16 protein-coding genes are annotated in these 18,487 nt (G+C 74.2%); 1 reads left to right on the top strand and 15 read right to left on the bottom strand.

What is annotated here, in order from left to right; translation table 11 throughout:
- The 13 genes from OG500_RS16535 to OG500_RS16595 form a co-directional block, all read right to left on the bottom strand.
- Entirely contained in the window at window positions 1-1,491 is a 1,491-nt protein-coding gene (locus tag OG500_RS16535) for a CehA/McbA family metallohydrolase (RefSeq protein ID WP_329587600.1), read from the bottom strand.
- 276 nt (window positions 1,492-1,767) lie between these two features.
- Window positions 1,768-2,064: a YciI family protein gene (locus OG500_RS16540; protein WP_327067447.1), complete on the bottom strand. Its 297-nt coding sequence runs from the start codon at window positions 2,062-2,064 to the stop codon at window positions 1,768-1,770.
- A 63-nt stretch (window positions 2,065-2,127) separates the two neighbouring features.
- Window positions 2,128-2,985 (bottom strand): zinc metalloprotease HtpX, encoded by an 858-nt coding sequence (gene htpX / locus OG500_RS16545; RefSeq protein ID WP_327067448.1) that lies wholly within the window; start codon window positions 2,983-2,985, stop codon window positions 2,128-2,130.
- A gap of 140 nt (window positions 2,986-3,125) precedes the next feature.
- Window positions 3,126-4,709, bottom strand: a complete 1,584-nt coding sequence (locus OG500_RS16550; RefSeq protein ID WP_329581004.1) for an NADH-quinone oxidoreductase subunit N — start codon at window positions 4,707-4,709, stop codon at window positions 3,126-3,128.
- Window positions 4,710-4,712: 3 nt separating this feature from the next.
- Window positions 4,713-6,272 (bottom strand): complex I subunit 4 family protein, encoded by a 1,560-nt coding sequence (locus OG500_RS16555; RefSeq protein ID WP_329581007.1) that lies wholly within the window; start codon window positions 6,270-6,272, stop codon window positions 4,713-4,715.
- Window positions 6,273-6,345: 73 nt separating this feature from the next.
- Entirely contained in the window at window positions 6,346-8,385 is a 2,040-nt protein-coding gene (locus tag OG500_RS16560) for an NADH-quinone oxidoreductase subunit 5 family protein (RefSeq protein WP_329581010.1), read from the bottom strand.
- Window positions 8,382-8,771 (bottom strand): NADH-quinone oxidoreductase subunit NuoK, encoded by a 390-nt coding sequence (gene nuoK / locus OG500_RS16565; RefSeq protein ID WP_329581013.1) that lies wholly within the window; start codon window positions 8,769-8,771, stop codon window positions 8,382-8,384. Before nuoK ends, OG500_RS16560 begins: the two co-directional genes overlap by 4 nt.
- 6 nt (window positions 8,772-8,777) lie before the next feature.
- A complete protein-coding gene (locus OG500_RS16570; RefSeq protein ID WP_329581016.1) occupies window positions 8,778-9,437 on the bottom strand; it encodes an NADH-quinone oxidoreductase subunit J family protein in 660 nt (219 codons plus the stop codon).
- On the bottom strand, window positions 9,434-9,919 hold the full coding sequence (locus tag OG500_RS16575; RefSeq protein ID WP_327071580.1) for a 4Fe-4S binding protein: 486 nt from the start codon (window positions 9,917-9,919) through the stop codon (window positions 9,434-9,436). Before OG500_RS16575 ends, OG500_RS16570 begins: the two co-directional genes overlap by 4 nt.
- A 50-nt stretch (window positions 9,920-9,969) precedes the next feature.
- Entirely contained in the window at window positions 9,970-10,926 is a 957-nt protein-coding gene (locus OG500_RS16580; RefSeq protein ID WP_442789338.1) for a complex I subunit 1/NuoH family protein, read from the bottom strand.
- A gap of 2 nt (window positions 10,927-10,928) precedes the next feature.
- A complete protein-coding gene (locus OG500_RS16585; RefSeq protein ID WP_329581019.1) occupies window positions 10,929-11,951 on the bottom strand; it encodes an NADH-quinone oxidoreductase subunit C in 1,023 nt (340 codons plus the stop codon).
- Window positions 11,948-12,574: an NADH-quinone oxidoreductase subunit B gene (locus OG500_RS16590; RefSeq protein WP_327067455.1), complete on the bottom strand. Its 627-nt coding sequence runs from the start codon at window positions 12,572-12,574 to the stop codon at window positions 11,948-11,950. The genes OG500_RS16585 and OG500_RS16590 overlap by 4 nt, the downstream gene beginning before the upstream one ends.
- Window positions 12,565-12,981 carry an NADH-quinone oxidoreductase subunit A gene (locus OG500_RS16595; RefSeq protein WP_327067456.1) on the bottom strand — a complete coding sequence of 139 codons (417 nt, stop codon included), beginning with the start codon at window positions 12,979-12,981 and terminating at the stop codon, window positions 12,565-12,567. The genes OG500_RS16590 and OG500_RS16595 overlap by 10 nt, the downstream gene beginning before the upstream one ends.
- Window positions 12,982-13,287: 306 nt before the next feature.
- Between OG500_RS16595 and OG500_RS16600 the strand changes: the two genes are divergently transcribed.
- A complete protein-coding gene (locus tag OG500_RS16600) occupies window positions 13,288-14,496 on the top strand; it encodes a sensor histidine kinase (protein WP_329581023.1) in 1,209 nt (402 codons plus the stop codon).
- Window positions 14,497-14,597: 101 nt separating this feature from the next.
- On the opposite strand, the gene OG500_RS16605 is transcribed toward OG500_RS16600, so the two are convergent.
- Both OG500_RS16605 and OG500_RS16610 read right to left on the bottom strand, forming a co-directional pair.
- Complete coding sequence (locus OG500_RS16605) at window positions 14,598-15,656, bottom strand: S1C family serine protease (protein WP_442789339.1); 1,059 nt, start codon at window positions 15,654-15,656, stop codon at window positions 14,598-14,600.
- A gap of 202 nt (window positions 15,657-15,858) precedes the next feature.
- Entirely contained in the window at window positions 15,859-18,486 is a 2,628-nt protein-coding gene (locus OG500_RS16610) for a serine/threonine-protein kinase (protein WP_327067458.1), read from the bottom strand.
- Between the last annotated feature and the right edge of the window lies 1 nt (window position 18,487).

An 18,487-nucleotide genomic window follows, 5' to 3' on the forward strand; every position in this document is an offset into this window, starting at 1 on the left:
TCAGCCGTCGTCCGCCGTGAGCAGGATCGGGTTGGTCAGCGCCGCCATCGGCCCCCAGGGCAGCGCGGCACCCATGGTGTTGCCCTGGCCCGGGGTGCCGTCCGCCAGCGGGTGGCGGACCTCGGCCCGGACGTAGCCGGCCAGCGAGGCGGTGGTGCGCCAGACCACGCTGCCCGCACCGTCGGCGGGCAGCGACTCCTGGTGCAGCTGCCCCTCGTCGGTGACGATGCGGACGGTGCCGTTCGGCACCCCGGCCACGGTGACCCGCACGTCCACCGGCGCGTCCACCGGGACGGTCAGCCGCTCCCCGATGCCCGCCTGCCGCCCGTGGCCGGTGGCCGTGAAGTCGAGCCGCACGGCGGCGGACTCGGCCAGCCAGCTGTGCCCGGCCCGGAGCCCGGCGAGGATCTGGTCCCGGCTCAGGCCGTCGGCCAGCACGACGTTGTGCGGGGAGCCGATCACCTGCGGCACGCTGTGCGCGTCGCTGTTGCCCATCGCCGGCAGCCAGGGCCGGCCGGCCCGCACGGCCTCGGCGAGCTGGGCGTCCCAGCTGTCCACCGCCGACTCGTCGTCGTAGGTCCACGGGCCGTTCCACACCTCGACCGCGTCCGCGCCCTGGTAGCCGAACTTCCACTGGCAGGCGATGTACGGGCAGTACGGGTGCGCGGGCACCACCAGGCCGCCCAGGCCGTGCACCTGGCGGACGAACCGCGGGTAGGCGTTGTCCCGGGCCCGGTAGCGCCAGTCGATCCACTCGCCGGGCGGCAGCCCGAGCGCGAGCCAGTGGCCGTTGCGGGTGGTGACCTCCTCGCCGGTGATGATCAGCAGGTCGGGGCCGGCCAGCGAGCCCCAGACGCCGTGCGAGGCGGAGGTGTTGTGGTCGGTGGTGACCATGAAGTCCAGCCCGGCGGCGCGGGCTCCGGCGGCCACCTCGGCGGGCAGCCGGCGGCCGTCCGAGTAGACGGTGTGCAGGTGGCAGTCGCCGCGGTACCAGTCCCGGCCGCGGCCCCTCGCCCGCTCGGGCGGGTAGTCGGGGGTGAAGCCCGGTCCCGGCTCGCCGTAGGTCAGGGTGACCTGGACCTGGTAGTCGAGCCCCTGCGGCGCCACTTGGTAGGGGCCCAGCACCACGTGCCAGGTGCCCGCCCGGACCGGCCCGGGCAGATAGCCCGGGGTGGCCTCGCCGTTGCTGATCGCGAACGACGTGCGGAACCCGCCGGACCAGCCGCGGAAGCCAGCGCCGCCCAGCTCGGTGCCGCGCTCGTCGAAGATGCCGATGTCGCAGGAGTTGCCCGGCACGCCGGCCGGGACGGCGGGCTTGTCGTAGCTGTACGAGACGGCGATCTGCTGGACCCCGTCGGGGACTTCGACCGGCAGCTGGACGAAGTCGGCGGCGCCGGTGTCGAGATGGCCGGTGATGGTCCGGCTGTCGGTGCCGCTGCGGGGGCCGCCCGGGCTGTCGGCGGCGGCGAAGGAGACCGGGGCCAGGGTCAGCGCGGTGGCCGCCCCGGCGAGCAGACCGGTGCGCAGCAGCGCACGGCGGTCCGGGCCCGCCCCGTCATCGGCGGCGGACGGGTCGAGGGGGTCGGGGTGTCGGCATGCGTCGTGCTCACACACGGTGGATCCTCCCGGGGTCAGGTCGGGCCGGTCTCGACGCGTCCGTGCCGACCCGTTCCCCCGCCCCCTTCCCCCGCCGGTTACGCCCGGGCGATCGGCGTGCGGACGAGGCGGGACCAACGGGCAATCAGTTGCCGCTCCACCGAACGGGGGTCAGCCCAGGGTGACCCGCAGCGGCTCCAGCGCGGGCGCGGTCATGGTCGGCAGGAACTCGGTGACCTGGAGCTCGGCCAGGCCCGCCTGCTGAAACGGGTCCTCGGCGAGCACCGCGAGCAGTTCCTCCCGGCTCCCGGCCTGCGCCAGGATCACCCCGCCCACCCGGGGCACCTGCCGCCCGGAGGCCAGGAAACGGCCGGCCGCGTAGTTCCGCTCCAGCCACGCCACGTGGTCCGGCAGCAGGGCGTCGACCTGCTCCAGCGGGACGGTGTAGGTCATGGTCACGATGAACACGGGCGGGCTCCTGCGGCCGGGGGTGCGGTGATCGGGGCCACTCCCTTCGACCCCATGATCAGATTAACGCCCGGCCATCCGCTCCAAGCGGGCGATCCGCTCGGCCATCGGCGGGTGGGTGGCGAAGAGCCGGGTGCCGGAGTCGCCGCGGCGGAACGGGCTGGCGATCATCATGTGGCTGGCGGTCTGCAGCTGCGGCTCGGGCGGCAGCGGCAGCCGCTGAGTGCCCGTCTCCAGCTTGCGCAGCGCGCTGGCCAGCGCCAGCGGGTCCCCGGTGATCCGGGCACCGTCCGCGTCGGCCTGGTACTCGCGGGAGCGGCTGACGGCCAGCTGGATCAGGCTCGCGGCGAGCGGGCCCAGGATCATGATGGCGAGGATGCCGAAGAGCCCGGGTCCGTCGTCGTCCTCGCTGCGGCCGAACGGGATCAGCCAGGCGAAATTCACCAGGAACATGATCACCGAGGCCAGCGCTCCGGCCACCGAGGAGATCAGGATGTCGCGGTTGTAGACGTGGCTCAGCTCGTGGCCGAGCACCCCGCGCAGCTCGCGCTCGTCCAGCAGGCGCAGGATGCCGTCGGTGCAGCAGACCGCCGCGTTGCGCGGGTTGCGCCCGGTGGCGAAGGCGTTGGGCGCCTCGGTCGGCGAGATGTACAGGCGCGGCATCGGCTGGCGCGCCGAGGTGGAGAGCTCGCGGACGATCCGGTAGAGGCCGGGGGCCTCGATCTCGCTGACCGGGCGGGCCCGCATGGCGCGCAGGGCGAGCTTGTCGCTGTTCCAGTACGCGTAGCCGTTGGTGGCCAGGGCGACCAGCAGGGCGACCAGCAGGCCGGTCCGTCCGAAGAAGCTGCCGATCACCAGGATGATCGCCGACAGTCCACCGAGGAGGACGGCCGTCCTCAGTCCGTTGTGCTGGCGGTGCACGGCAGCCCCTCCAAGTGGTGCGGTGGGAAGCCCTCTGTTCACATCCCTCGTGCCTGGTCAACGGCCAAGCGCGGGGTGCTGGTTCCCCGCGCTCGCCGCCGGTGCTTCGGGACGGGTGCGAACCACCCCCGGATCAGGCGCTAGAACAGGCTCCCCGACACCACCTGGAGGACCAGCTGCGGGGCCACCGAGAGCACCACGGCACCCACCGCGGTCAGCCCCAGGGTCGCGGCCAGCGGCCTCGGCAGCCGGGTGTCCGCCGGTGCTGCGGCCTCGGCCGGAGCGGGCGCGAACAGCTTCGCCAGCCAGAGCAGGTAGTAGTACAGAGCGATCACCACATTGACCGCCATCAGGACGGCCAGCCAGCCGAGACCGGCGTTCACCGCCGCCTGGAAGACCACCACCTTGCCGAACAGGCCGATCACGCCCGGCGGCAGTCCGGCCAGGCAGAGCAGGAAGAAGCCCAGCGCGAGCGCCGCCCAGCGGTTGCGGGCGAACAGGCCCCGGTAGTCGTCGAGCCGGTTGGCCGGGCTGGTCCGGGCCACCACCGCGGCCACCCCGAAGGCGCCCAGGTTGACCAGGCCGTAGATCAGCGCGTACGCCACCGTGGCGCCCAGCGGGTGCGTGCTGCCCGCGTAGCCGGCGGCGGCCAGCGGGACCAGCAGGTAACCGGCCTGGGCCACCGAGGACCAGGCCAGCAGGCGCACCGCGCCCTGCGCGGAGTCGGCGCGCTGGCGCAGCGCAGCCACGTTGCCGGCCGTCATGGTGACGGCGGCCAGCACCGCGAGCAGCAGGCCCCAGGTGTGGGCGTAGGGGCGAAAGCCCAGGTTGGTGATGAGCGCGAGACCGGCGAAACCGGCCGCCTTGCCGACCACCGACAGGTAGCCGGCCACCGGCAGCGGGGCGCCGGTGTAGGTGTCGGGCACCCAGAAGTGGAACGGGACGGCGGCCACCTTGAAGGCGAAGCCGACCAGGGTCAGCATGGCCCCCGCCTCGGCCAGCGGCCGCAGCTGCCCGGGGAGGTGCCCCAGGCCCTCGGAGATCGCGGACAGGTGCAGGCTGCCGGTGGCGGCGTAGACGAAGCTGACGCCGAGCAGCATCACGGCCGTCGCGGTGACCGAGGAGAGGAAGAACTTCAGCGCCGCCTCGCCGCCGCGCCCGTCCCGCTTGAGGGCGACCAGCGCGAAGGAGGGCAGCGAGACCACCTCCAGCGCGATCACCAGGCTCGCCAGGTCGCGGGCGGCGGGCAGCAGCGCGGCCCCGGCGGCACTGCTGAGCAGCAGGAACCAGTACTCACCGGCGGGCAGCCGCTGCTCGTCCACGGTGTGCAGCGAGAGCAGCGCGGCGATCAGCGCGCCGCCGAGCACCAGCAGCTGGAAGACCAGCGCGAAGTGGTCGGCGACGTAGGAGCAGCCACCGGTGGCGCCCTGCCCGCCGGGCAGGCAGAAGGTGGCCCGCGGCCGCCCGCCGGTCAGCGGCAGCAGGGCGAGCAGCGCCAGCAGCAGACCGGCCGCGGTCAGCGGGCCGAGCAGCCGCTTGCGGGCCGCGGGCAGCAGCAGGTCGGCCAGCAGCACCACCAGCGCGGCCAGCGCGGCGATCAGCGGCGGCGCGATCGCCACCCAGTCCACCGACTGGATGAGCGCGCCGGGGTTCGCGACGGCGAGGAGGGTCGGGTTCACGGCTGACTGCCCCAGGGGGTGAAGAGCGGCGAGGGAGCTGGTCATCGGTCAGCCCCCCGCCAGCAGGTGCTTGACGGCCGGGTCGGAGAGCCCGAGCAGCAGCGCCGGCCAGAGCCCGGCCAGCAGGGTCAGCGCGGCCAGCGGGGTCCAGCTGACGGCCTCGTACGGACGCAGCTCGGCCACCTCGGCCACTGCCGGCTGGGCCGGGTCGCCCATGCAGACCCGCCGGACCACCACCAGCAGGTAGGCGGCGGTCAGCAGGGTCCCGAGGCCGGCCAGCGCCATGTAGGTGACGAAGGCCGGGCGGGACAGGCCGGCGGCCGGATCGAAGGCACCGAACATCGCCAGCACCTCGCCCCAGAAGCCCGCCAGCCCCGGCAGGCCCAGGCTCGCCACCGCGGCGAAGGCGAGCAGCGCCCCGAGCCGGGGCGCGCGCCCGTAGAGCGCGGCGCCCGTCTCCCCTGCGAGGGTGTCCAGCTCCGCCGTCCCGTAGCGGTCCTTCAGGGCACCGACGACGAAGAAGAGCAGGCCGGTGACCAGGCCGTGGGCGATGTTGGCGAAGAGCGCGCCGTTGACGCCCACCGGGGTGAGCGAGGCGATGCCCAGCAGCACGAAGCCCATGTGGCCCACCGAGGAGAAGGCGATCAGGCGCTTGAGGTCGCCCCGGCGCCCCGGGCGGGCGAGCGCGAGACAGGCGAGCGAGCCGTAGACGATGCCGACGGCCGCCAGCGCGCCGAGGTAGGGGGCCAGCGTGTGGGCCCCGTCCGGCACCACCGGCAGCAGCACCCGGACCAGGCCGTACGTCCCCATCTTGAGCAGGACGCCGGCCAGCAGCACCGAGCCGACGGTGGGCGCCGAGGTGTGGGCGTCCGGCAGCCAGCTGTGCAGCGGCCACGCGGGCGCCTTGACCATCAGCCCCAGGCCGATCGCGAGTGCGGCCAGCACCTGGGTGGTGTGCGAGAGGCCGTGGCCGTGCGCGGCGGCCAGCGCGGTCATGTCGAAGGTGCCCGCCTTCAGGCCGATCAGCAGGAAGCCGAGCAGCATCACCGCGGAGCCGAGCAGGGTGTAGAGGATGAACCGGTTGGCCGAGGCCGTGCGGGCCCCGCTGCCCCAGCGCGCGATCAGGAAGTACATCGGGATCAGCACGATCTCGAAGGCCAGGAAGAAGAGCAGCAGGTCGAGCACCAGGAAGGTGGCCAGCATGCCCACCTCGAGCAGCAGGAACAGGCCGGTGAAGGCCCGGGCCGAGGGGGTGCCCTCGCCGTTCGGCAGCTTTCTGGTGGAGTAGAGCGCGCACAGGAAGGTGAGCAGCGCGGTCAGCACCACCAGCGGCAGCGAGATGCCGTCCACCCCGAGGTGGAAGCGGACCTTGAGCGCGGGGATCCAGGCGACGTCGGTGACGCCCTGCATCCGGCTCGGCCGGGACCGGTCGAAGCCGGCCGCCAGGGCCACCGCCAGGGCGAGCACCAAGCCGGTCACCACCGCGTTGAAGCGCAGCGCGAGCCGGTCCTGGGCCTCGCGGTCGGCGCCGAACACGCCGGCCGGGGCCAGCGTGGCGACGGCGCCGAGCAGGGGCAGCGCCAGCAGGGCGATGAGGAGCACGTTCATCGGGGACTCCCTGCGCGGGCTGCGCCGAAGGGGTGATCGGTGGACGGGTGAAGGGGGATCAGCCGGGCGCGCCTCATGTGCCGACCGCCACGAAGACCGCGATCAGCACCACACCGGCCAGCAGCGCGCTCAGGTAGGTCTGCGCGTTGCCGGTCTGGCTGCGCCGCACCACCCAGCCGAGCAGCTTGGCGGTACCGCCGGAGGCCTGCACGTAGCCCTCGACCACCTCGCGGTCCAGGAACTTGACCAGCTCGGCGGCGGCCACGGTGGGGCGCACGAAGAGCAGGGTGTAGAGCCGGTCCAGCCGGAAACCGTGCTGCGCCGGGCCGTAGAGCGGACCGAGCAGCGCCCGGCCGGGGTCGGCCGGCGCGGGCGCGGGCGCGGCCGGGGTGAGCTGCTCGGCCTCGGGCGCACCGCCCTGCTCCGGCACCCGCTCGGCCACCCGCGCACCGACGACCCGCCAGGTCGCGTAGCTGATCAGCACACCGGCCACCGCGAGCCCGGTGCCGAGCACGCCGGTGACCAGGCTCGGCCGCAGCGAGCCGCCGTCCAGCAGGCTGGGCAGCCAGTCGCTGCGCAGTCCGGTGATGCCGAAGGCCATCGTCGGCAGCGCCAGCACCCACAGCGGCCAGCGCATCGCGGCCGGCTCGGCCTCGCCGGGGGCGACCTCGTCGGCCTCCGGCGAGTAGGGCGCCCCGGGCTCGGCGGCGGTGGCGGCGGCCGGGGCCGCGGCCTTGGCCTGGGCGGACAGCCGGGGGAAGGCGAGCAGCCACAGCCTGGTCGCGTAGGCCGCGGTGAGCAGCGCGGTCAGCATCCCGGCGACCAGCACGATCCAGCCCGCCGCGTGCGGCACCGCGCCGGCCGGGCCGACGCCGTTGGTCAGCGCCTCGCCGGTGGCCGCGTGCTCGGCGGCGGTGAGCACCGCCTCCTTGGTGAAGAAGCCGGTGAACGGCGGCAGGCCGGCCAGCGCGACCAGGCCGATGCCCAGCGTCCAGCGGGCGTCCGGCACCCGGTCGCGCAGCCCGGGCAGCCGCGACATCGCCGAGAGCGAGTTCGTGTGCGCGGCGTGGATCAGCACCCCGGCGGAGAGGAAGAGAAGCGCCTTGAACGCGCCGTGGCCCACCAGGTGGAAGACCGCCGCCTCGCGGTCACCGCTGGCCAGCGCCCCGGCCATGTAGCCCAGCTGGCCCACGGTGGAGTAGGCCAGCACCCGTTTGATGTCGTCCTGGGCCAGCGCGCACAGCGCCGAGCCGACCATCGTGACGGCCGCCAGCACCGCCAGCACCACCAGCGCGGCGCCGGAGAGCAGGAAGACCGGCAGCAGCCGGGCCACCAGGTAGATCCCGGCGGCCACCATGGTGGCGGCGTGGATCAGCGCGGAGACCGGGGTCGGGCCGGCCATCGCGTCCGGCAGCCAGGTGTGCAGCGGGAACTGCGCGCTCTTGCCGGCCACGCCGGCCAGCAGCAGCAGCGCGATCAGCGTGGGGTGGTGCAGCCGGCCGTGCGCGGCGTCGTCGAGCACCCCGCCGATGCTGAAGGTGTGCGCGTCGGCCGCCAGCGCGAAGATGCCGAACAGGAACGGCACGTCACCGAGCTTGGTGACCAGGAAGGCCTTGAGCGAGGCCCCCCGGGCGTCCGCGGTCTCCCAGTGGTGGCCGATCAGGAAGTACGAGCAGATGCCCATGACCTCCCAGCCGACCAGCAGCACGAGCAGGTCGCCCGAGTAGACCACCAGGAACATCGCGGCGGTGAAGAGCGAGACCAGCGCCGCGTAGGACGGGTAGCGCGGGTCCGTGCGCAGGTAGGCCGTCGAGTAGACCTGCACGCAGGTGGCGACCACGCCGACCAGGACGGAGATCAGCGAGGTGTAGCCGTCCAGGTGGATCGCGAGCGAGATGTCCGGTCCGCCGGTCGGGGTGAGCCGGGTGGCCGCGTCCAGGGTGTGGCCGGTGCCCAGCTGCACGGCGACGACCAGGGCGAGCACCGCGGCGGCGGCCACCGGCAGGATCGCCAGCGGGCGGCTGTAGCCGGGGGCCTTGCGCCCGGTGGCGAAGGTGGCGGCAGCACCGAGCGCGGGCAGCGCCGGCACCAGCGCGGGGAGGGCGATGTTCACGAGACGGCCTGGCCCTTCGACGCTTCGTCAACTTCGGGGTCAAGGTCAACGGGCACAGCAGGCGCCGGGACCTCGGCGGCCCGGTCCCCCAGCGCCGTCAGCCGGTCGACGTCGGCCGTGCCCCTGGTCCGGAAGACCAGCAGCACGATGGCCAGCCCCAGGCCGATCTCCGCGGCGGCCACGGTGATGGTGAAGAGGGTGAGCGCCTGTCCGGCGTGCAGCGCGTCGCGCAGCCAGGCGTCGAAGGCGACCAGGTTGAGGTTGACGGCGTTGAGCATCAGCTCCACCGACATCAGCACCAGGATGGCGTTGCGCCGGGCGAGCAGACCGTAGACGCCGATGCTGAAGAGCAGCGCGGCCAGGACGGCGGGGTAGGCGAGGTGCATCGGCGGTCAGCGCTCCTGCTGCTCGGGGGCGGCGGTGGCGCGGCCGGGGCGCTGGGCGGCGGGCGGACGCGCGGTGCGCAGCCGGCCCGCGCGCGGCTTGGCGCCGCCCTTGCCCGTCCGGGAGATCACGATCGCCCCCACCAGCGCGGCCAGCAGCAGCACCGAGAGGGCCTCGAAGGGCAGCACCCAGTACCGGAACAGGCTGGCGCCGGTGACGGCGGTGCTGCCGCCGCCCGCGCCCAGGTCGATCCAGGAGGTCCGGAAGGCGTCCACCACCAGGGTCACCAGGGTGCCGGCCGTGGCCAGCGCGACGCCCAGGGCCACCCAGCGGTTGCCCGAGTCGGCGTCCGGCGAGCGGCCGATCGGCGCCTTGGTGAGCATCAGGCCGAAGAGCACCAGCACGACCACCGAACCGAGGTAGATCAGCACCTGCACCCAGGCCACGAACTCGGCGGTGAGCAGCAGGAACTCCACGGCCAGGCCGCCGAGCGCCACGACCAGCCAGAGCGCGGCGTGCACCAGTTGCCTGGTGGTCACCGAGATCAGTGCCGAGCCGAGCACCGCGAGACCGACCAGCACGAAGACGATCTCCACGCCGGTCGGCGACAGGAAGCCCCGGCTCGCGGGCGCGAGCGAGCCGGCGGCGGCGGCGAGCAGCGAACTCATGCGCCGTCACCGCCCAGGGCCGCGGCCATCTTGTCGGCGGCCTTGCGGGCGGCGGCGATCTCCTTGGGCTCCTCGGCCGCCGGGTCCAGCGCCGGCGGGGCCGGCACCGTCCACATCCACTCGCGCAGCTTCTCGCGCTCGTGGGTCAGCTCCAGGATGTCGGTCTCCGCGTACTCGAACTCGGGCGACCAGAAGAGCGCGTCGAAGGGGCAGACCTCGATGCAGATCCCGCAGTACATGCAGAGCGAGAAGTCGATGGCGAAGCGGTCCAGCACGTTGCGGGTGCGGGCGCGCGCGTTCGGGTCGGCCGCCGGGAGGGTCTCCTTGTGCGAGTCGATGTAGATGCACCAGTCCGGGCACTCCCGGGCGCAGAGCATGCAGACCGTGCAGTTCTCCTCCAGCAGCCCGATCACGCCGCGGCTGCGCGGGGGCAGCTGCGGCTGCACCTCGGGGTACTGCGCGGTGACGGTCTTGCGCGTCATCGTCCGCAGGGTGACGGCCAGGCCCTTGGCCAGGCCGGATCCGGGCAGGTTCACTGGGAGATCGCCACCTTGATGATGCCGGTCAGGGCGAGCTGGAGGAGCGCGAGCGGGATCAGCACGGTCCAGGCGAAGCGCATCAGCTGGTCCTCGCGCAGCCGCGGGAAGGTCACCCGGGCCCAGATCACCACGAAGGCGAGCGCGAAGGTCTTCAGCAGCGTCCACAGCCAGCCGAGGCTGTCCGGCAGCGGTCCGTGCCAGCCGCCGAGGAAGAGCACCGCGGTCAGCGCGCAGAGCACCAGGATGCCCGCGTACTCGGAGAGCAGGAAGAGCGCGAAGCGCAGCCCGGTGTACTCGGTGTACGCGCCGAAGATGATCTCGGAGTCGGCCACCGGCATGTCGAACGGCGGGCGCTGCAGCTCGGCGAGGCCGGCCGTGAAGAAGACGAACGCGCCGATCGCCTGCCACGGGATCCACCACCAGTGGAAGGCGTCCATGATCCCGGGCAGCGACAGGGTGCCGGCCGCCATCGCCACCGAGGCGCCGGCCAGCAGCATCGGCAGCTCGTAGGACATCAGCTGGGCGGCCGTGCGCAGGCCGCCGAGCAGCGAGAACTTGTTCGCCGAGGCCCAGCCGGCCATCAGCGAGCCGAGCACGCCGATGCCCATGACCGCGAGCACGAAGAAGATGCCCGCGTCGATCGCCTGCCCGACGAAGCCGTGCGGGCCCACCGGCACGGCCAGCAGCACGAGCAGGTACGGCAGCAGGGCGACGGCCGGCGCCAGCTGGAAGACCCGCCGGTCGGCACCGGCCGGGACGATGTCCTCCTTCTGCGCGAACTTCACGCCGTCGGCGACCAGCTGGGCCCAGCCGTGGAAGCCACCGGCGTACATCGGGCCGAGCCGGCCCTGCATGTGGGCCATCACCTTGTGCTCGGTCTGACCGATGATCAGCGGGAAGGTGAGCATGACCACCAGCGCGGCGAGGCAGCGCAGCAGTGTGTCGAGCAGAGTCACGCGCCCTCTCCGTCCTGGTTCTCGGCGGCTTCCTCGGGGGCACTCCCGGGGGTGTCCTGCTTCGTCGGCTCGGCCGACGGCGCGTCGGGAGTCGGCTCGGCCGACTTCGCGGGCGCGGGATCGTGTGCCGGCACCGGTGAGTGCCACGGCGCGTCGGCGCTGCGGGTGCGCGCCGGACGGGCCGGTGCGGCTGGCGCCGCCGGGGCCGCCGGGGCCTCGGTGGCGGGCCCCGGCTCGGCGGCCGGTGGCGTGGCGGCAGCGGGCTCGGCGGCAGCCGGCGTGGGGGCAGCGGCGGGCGCCGACTGGCTGGCGGAGCCGTCCGTGATGCTGCGGTTGCGCCGCGGCCGGTCGGCCCGCACCGCGGGCGCGCCCTCCGCCGCAGCTCCCGCCCCGGCCGCGCGCGGTCCGCGGGCGGCACGGGCCGGCCGTTCGGCGACCGGCGGCAGGGTGCCCTTGAGCGGCCCCCACTCGTTGGGGTCCGGCACACCGGGCGGCTGCATCTTGCGCCGCGCCGGACCGTCGTGCTCGCTCTCGCCCGGCTCCTTGGCGCCCGGCCAGGCCTTGGCCACCCGGGCCGCCAGGACGAACTCCTTGCGCAGCGGGTGCCCCTCGAAGCCCTCCGGCAGCAGCAGCGGCGTCAGGTCCGGGTGCCCGGTGAACTCGATCCCGAACATCTCGTGCGTCTCGCGCTCGGCCCAGCCGGCCCCGGCGTAGACGCCGCCCGCGGTCGGCAGCGCGGCGCCCGCGCGCGGCACCCGGGTGCGCAGCAGCAGGTGGCGCACCCCGGCGCCGTCCCCGGCGGCGGCCAGGTGCGCGCAGACGGCGAAGCCCTCGGCGAGCTCGTCCACCGCGCTCAGCCAGTCGAAGAAGCGCAGGCCCAGCCCGTCCCGGGCGGCGGTCAGCGCCTCGATCCAGTGCTCGGCCGGCACGTCGACGGTCAGCAGCTCATAGGCCCGGGCGGCGCTCGCCCATGGTCCGATGGCAGCGGCCGCCCGCTCGGGCGTCAGGTCCTGGCTCACTGCGCACCCCCGGGGCCCGGCACCAGCGGCCGGCGCAGCGCACCGGTGGACGGCCCGGCGTAGCGCTCCGCCAGCGACTCGGCGGCGATCTTCTCCTGCAGCTTGAGGATGCCCTGCAGCAGCGCCTCGGGCCGCGGCGGGCAGCCGGGCACGTAGACGTCGACCGGGATGATCTGGTCCACGCCCTTGGTGACCGAGTAGGAGTCCCAGTAGGGCCCGCCGGAGTTGGAGCAGGCGCCGAAGGAGATGACGTACTTCGGCTCCGGCATCTGCTCGTAGAGGCGCTTGACGGCGGGAGCCATCTTGTCCGTCACGGTGCCCGAGACGATCATCAGGTCGGCCTGCCGCGGGCCGGGCGCGAACGGGATCACACCCATCCGGATGAAGTCGTGCTTGGCCATCGACGCGGCGATGAACTCGATCGCGCAGCAGGCCAGCCCGAAGTTGAAGCACCAGAGGCTGTAGCGGCGCCCCCAGTTGAGCACCACCTTGACCGGGTCCGGAGCGAGCCGGGCCAACGGGCCCAGGCGGCGCTGCTCCAGCGCTCCCGGACCGGGGTGGGCGGGGTCGGGCAGACCGAGCGGGACGGGTCCACCCGAGCCGTGGCTGTGGGTCAGGTCCATTCCAGGACCCCCTTCTTCCAGGCGTAGAGCAGACCGACCGCGAGGAAGCCGAGGAAGATGAACATCTCCACCAGCGTCCCCACGCCGTATCCCGCGGCGGCGAACACCGTCGCCCACGGGAAGAGGTAGATCGCGTCGACCGCGAAGATCACGTAGAGGAACGCGTAGATGTAGTAGCGGACCTGGGTGTGCGCCCAGCCCTCACCCACCGGGTCGACCCCGCACTCGTAGCTGAGCAGCTTCTCGGGGGACCAGACCACCGGACGCAACAGCCGGTTGGCCGTGAACGCCACCGCGATGAAGAGCGCGCCGACCACCGCGAGCAGCCCCACCGCCCCGTACGCGTGGAAGTAGCCGCCGCCCTGCGCGGGGTCGGCCGCGAGGGCGCTGGCCCAGGGCCCCTGCATTGCGTTCGCCTCCAGCTCAGCGGTGCCGCGCGGCCGGCCGGGCCGGGCAGCGCAGCATTTATTTACACATCCATAACCTTGCTACGCGGTGAGTCTATGGCCATGGCTCGGTCCCTCCGGAACCCTGCCCGCCACTTAAGACGACTCGGTCCACTGGCAGGACACCGCCGGGACCGCCCCCGGGACCCACCGGCCGGGGGTGGGGATATCCCCCGGTACGGACTCTCCCTAGCCCCCGTGCGCGAAACCCCCGGGTTCGGCGAAGCTGTCCTTCGCACACCCCCACGACTGGAACGGACGCCCACCATGAAGCTCCCCGGCGAGCGCCGCGACGCCAGGCCGCTGTACGGCGCCCAGATGTGGCGCGAAGTGATCCACCACCTGCTCGGCCTGCCCGTCGGCATCGCGGCCTTCGTCTTCACCACCACGGTGCTCGCGGTCGGCGCGGGACTGAGCGTGACGGTGGTCGGGCTGCCGGTGCTGGCCCTGGGGCTGCGCGGGGCCCGCGGCATCGGCGTGGTGGCCCGCTGGAAGGCCCGGCCCGGTCTGGGCGCGCAGGTCGAGGAGCCGCAGCCGCTGGTCGCGGCCAAGCCCGGGATCACCGGCTGGGTGCTCGCCTCGCTCACCGACGGGCTGAGCTGGCGCTCGGTGCTCTACTGCCTGCTGATGCTGCCCTGGGGTGCGATCACCTTCACCGTGACGCTCTTCTTCCTGGTGGCCGGCTGGCCGTTGCTGCCCTGGGTGGTCCGCTACCTGGCGGTGGTCCACCGGATGCTGGTGGAGCAGCTGCTCGGTCCGGGTCAGCTCTCGGCACGGGTGCGCGAGCTGGAGGAGGACCGCGGCGCGGTGGTCGACACCGCCGCGGCCGACCTGCGCCGGATCGAGCGCGACCTGCACGACGGCGCCCAGGCGCGGCTGGTCGCCCTCGCCATGGACCTCGGCCTGGCCAAGGAGAAGCTGCTGGAGACCGAGCTGTCGACCGAGCAGGCCTCGGCCGCCAAGATGGTCGACGCCGCGCACGGCGAGGTGAAGCTGGCCCTGCAGGAGCTGCGCGACCTGGCCCGCGGCATCCACCCCGCCGTGCTGACCGACCGCGGCCTGGACGCGGCGCTCTCCGCGGTCGCCGCGCGCTGCACCGTGCCCGGCGGGGTGCAGGTCAACGTCGACCTGACCGGCCCCGACGGGGTCGTCGAGCGCCCAGACTCCGCGGTGGAGGGCATCGCCTACTTCACCGTCAGCGAGTTGCTCACCAACACCTCGAAGCATGCGGGGGCCACCAGCGCTTCGGTGGACGCCTGGCGCTCCGCCGACCGGCTGATGATCCAGGTCGGCGACGACGGCCGGGGCGGCGCCACGGCCCCGGGCGGCGGTTTCCGCCCCGGCGGCGGCCTGGCCGGCCTGGCCGAGCGGGTCGGCGCGGTGGACGGCGTCTTCCTGGTGGAGAGCCCGGTGGGCGGCCCGACCACGGTCACCATCGAGCTCCCCTGGCACACCCGGGCGGTCCGCACCGCCTGAACCGGGCCCCGCGCGAGCCAGTGGTCCGGCGGCGGCGACCCTTGCGCGGTACGCCGCCGCCGGACCGGTCCCTGACGGGCCCCTGCCGGCAGACCTCCCGGTCAGGAGCCGAGCGTCCCCAGGGTCACGTCCGCCGTCTTGCCGGCACCCGAGCGCGTGTAGCTGACGGTGGTCCTGCTCCCGGGCGCGAGCGAGGCGAGCGCCGTGGTCAGCGAGTTGAGCGTGGTGATCGGGGTGGCGCCGACCTGGGTGATCACATCGCCCGCCTGCAGTCCGGCCGAGGCCGCCGCACCACCGGAGGTGGTGCTGACGATCACCACGCCGGCCGGCTGGTAGTTGCCGTTGTAGTAGGTGCGGGCGGTGATGCCGAGCGCGGCGCGGCCCGAGTTGGTCACCTTGCCGCTGGAGATCAGCTGGTCGGCGATGCTGGTGATGGTGGCGCTCGGGATCGCGAAGCCGATCCCGGTGGCGGCGCTGCCGTTCAGGTCCGGGTCGACGGCGGCCAGCGTGTTGATGCCGATCACCTGACTGGACAGGTTCACCAGCGCCCCGCCGCTGTTGCCGGGGTTGATCGCGGCCGAGGTCTGCACCATGTTGCCGATGGTGGCGCCGGGCGAGCCGCCGCCCTGCGGCTCGGTGACGGTCCGCCCGGTGGCGGAGACGATGCCCTCGGTCACGCTGCTGGAGAGCCCCAGCGGGCTGCCCATCGCCAACGAGATCTGCCCGACCTCCACCTGCGCGCTGTTGCCGAAGGTGACCGGGCGCAGGCCGCTGGGCGGATTGGTCAGCTTGACCACCGCGAGGTCGGAGTCCGGGTAGCTGCCGACCAGGGTGGCGTCCAGCTGGCTGCTGCTGTTGGCCAGGCTCACCTGGAAGCTGGTCGCGGTGCCCACCACGTGGGCGTTGGTGACGATGTCGCCCTTGTCGTCGTAGACGATCCCCGAGCCGAGCCCGGAGGCCGTGGTGATCTGCACCACCGAGGGCAGCACATTGGCGATCACCTGCTGGTACTCGGTCTGCAGCTGGTTGGTCACCGAGGGCGAGGCGCTCGCCCCGGTCGAGGAGGAGGCGGAGGACGAGGAGGAGGAACCGCTGGTGCAGCCGGCCAGCGCCAGCGCGGCGCAGAGCACCACCGCCGCCGCCGGCCCGGCCGGCCGCAGGGCGACGGCCTTGGGTCCGGTGGGACGCGGGCCGGGCGGGATCGGGCGGGTGTGATCCTTCGAGGGGTGCACCTGGACTGCCTCCGGTTCCGTCCATACGGGGACTGCTGCCCGGCTTTCGCCGGGCCTCGTCAGCATTCCACCGATATGTCCGAATTGCCGTCAATGGCGCGCCGCAGCGGCCCCGGCCCGCGGGCAGGCCCTAACGCTGCTCGGGCACCGCCGTTCCGTAGACCGCGTCCAGCGCGTAGACGCAGCGGTCCTTGCTGCTCACGAAGACCCGGCCGAGCGCGGCCACCGGAGAGCCCGTCAGCTCGCCCTTGGTCCCCAGCTCCCAGCGCAGCCGCCCGGTGGCGAGGTCCAGGGTGTGCAGCGAGTGGTCCCGGCTGCCCAGGTGGACCAGACCGTCCGCAGCCGCCGGGGCGCCGACGATCTCGCCGCGCGCCGCGTAGCGCCACAGCTCCCGCCCGCTCACCGTGTCGAAGGCGTAGAGGGTGTCCCCGCTGGCGATCAGCGCGCTGCGCCCGGCCAGCACCACCGGCTCGGCGCCCTGCCGGCTCGCGGTGCGGCCCTGCCAGCGCACCCGCCCGGTGGCGCCGTCCAGCGCGTAGAGGGTGCCGAGGTAGTCGGCCACGTAGACGGCCGGGGTGGCCGAATCGTCCAGCACCGGCGGGGTGAAGAGCACCACCGGCGCCTCGAACCGCCAGCGCTGCGCCCCGCTCGCCGCGTCCAGCGCGTACACCGCCGTCCCCGCCGTGACGTAGACCAGGCCGCCGCGGACCGCGGGACGGGACGGCACGTCCTCGCCGACCGGGAAGGTCCAGCGCGGCAGCCCGCCGCGGGCGTCCACGCAGCGCAGCCGCCCGCCGCCGTAGTAGTAGACCGAACCCGCCAGCAGCGCCGGGCCGGACTGCGGGTTCTCGTAGTCCTGCTGGGCGTCCTCCACCCGCCACAGCTCGGCGCCGTTGGCGCTGGAGCGCACCTGCACCCCGCCGCCGCGCAGCCCGCAGCAGAGCACCCCGTCGGCCGCGTCCAGCGCGTAGACCCAGCCGTCCAGCGAGGTGCGCCAGCGCTCGGTGCCGTCAGCGACGTCCACCGTGTAGAGGTGCGGGCCGTCGGCGGCGTGCAGCCGCCCGGCGTCCACCGCCACCGCCCAGGCCACGTCCCGGGTCTTGTAGCGGCGCCGGCCCGAGGCGATGTCCAGGGCGTGCACCTCGAAGCTGGAGATGAACAGGGTGCCGTCGGCGACCACCGGCGTGCCCCAGACGTCGTTGGACATCCGGAACCGCCACGGCCGCCAGCGGCCCGGCGCCGTCCGCTCGACGGTGGCGGCGGAGGCCGTGGCGGCGGCGGTCGGACCGGCGGCGGGCGCGCCCGCCGTGCCGTCGGCCCGGCGCACCCAGTCGGTCTCGGCGGGCGTCGGCGACGACCAGCCGGGCGCCGCCGCCGGCGGGGCCGGCTCCACGCCGTGCGCCTGCGGCCCCGGCCCTATCCGCACCGAGGCACCGGAGAGCTGGATCTCCTGCGCCGGGTCGCGCCGGTGCCGGTGGGCCGAGCCGAGCTTGGCGGTGGCCACCTCGCCGTCCGCGCCCTGTCCCGGCCCGGCCTGACCGGTCGTGCCCTGGCCGGTCCCGGCCTGCCCCATGGCCGGGCGGCCGACCGCCGAGGAGCCGGCCGCCTGCGCCATCGCTGTGGACCCCAGCGGCCCCAGCGCGCCCGTGCGCGGGTCCACCCCCTCGGGCCTGGCCGGCGCGCTCGTCCGCGGCGGCAGCGGCGGGACCGGCGGCGGCCCCCAGTGGCTCTCCGGCACGGCCGGCCCGGCGTGCGCCGCCAGGTAGGGTGCGGGCACCGGCGGCGGACCGGCCGGCAGCGGCGGGATCCCGGGCGGTGCGGTCATCGGCGCGGCCGGGGCGGGCGACACCCGCGGGGCCGGCACGGGGCGCGGACGGCGCTTGCGCTCGATGAAGTCCAGCGCCTCCGGCGGCAGCCAGGTGCCGCCCTCCTCCCCCGCGTCGTCCCCGGAGAACAGGTGCGGGGCCAGCTCCGCCTGGATCTGCGCGGGCGTGGGCCGGTGCTCCTGCGCGGGCCGCATGCAGGCCCGGACCAGGTCCACCAGCTCCACCGGCAGCCCGGACAGGTCCGGCTGCTCGCGCAGCAGCTTGAAGACCGTCTCCACCGGGTTGCCGCCGTGGTAGGGCGCGTGCCCGGTGGCGCAGAAGACCAGCAGCGAACCGAGCGAGAAGACGTCGCTGGCCCCCGTGACGCTGCGGCTGTCCTTGGCCTGTTCCGGCGACATGTAGGCGGGCGTGCCGACCGCCACGTTGGTCATGGTCAGCCGGCTGTTCGAGACACCGGCCGCGATCCCGAAGTCGATCACCCGCGGGCCGTCCTCGACCACCAGCACATTGGACGGCTTGAGGTCACGGTGCACCAGGCCCGCGGCGTGGATGGACTGCAGCGCCTCGGCGATGCCGGCGATCAGCCAGCGCACCGCGTCCACCGGCAGCGGCCCGCACTCGCCGACCAGGTCCTCCAGCGAGGGCGCGGGGACGTAGGCGGTGGCCAGCCACGGCACCCGGGCGTCCGCGTCGGCGTCCACCACGGCCGCGGTGTAGAAACCGCCGACCGTCTTGGCCGCGGCGATCTCGCGCGCGAAGCGGACCCGGAACAGCTCGTCCTCGGCGAGCTCGGCGCGCACGGTCTTGATGGCCACCCGCCGCCCCGAGGCGGACCGCGCCAGGTACACCAGCCCCATCCCACCGGCGCCGAGGCGCCCGAGCACCTCGAACGGCCCGATCCGTCTCGGATCCTGCGCCGTCAGCTGGTCCACT

Source organism: Kitasatospora sp. NBC_01250 (genome assembly GCF_036226465.1).
GTDB lineage: Bacteria > Actinomycetota > Actinomycetes > Streptomycetales > Streptomycetaceae > Kitasatospora.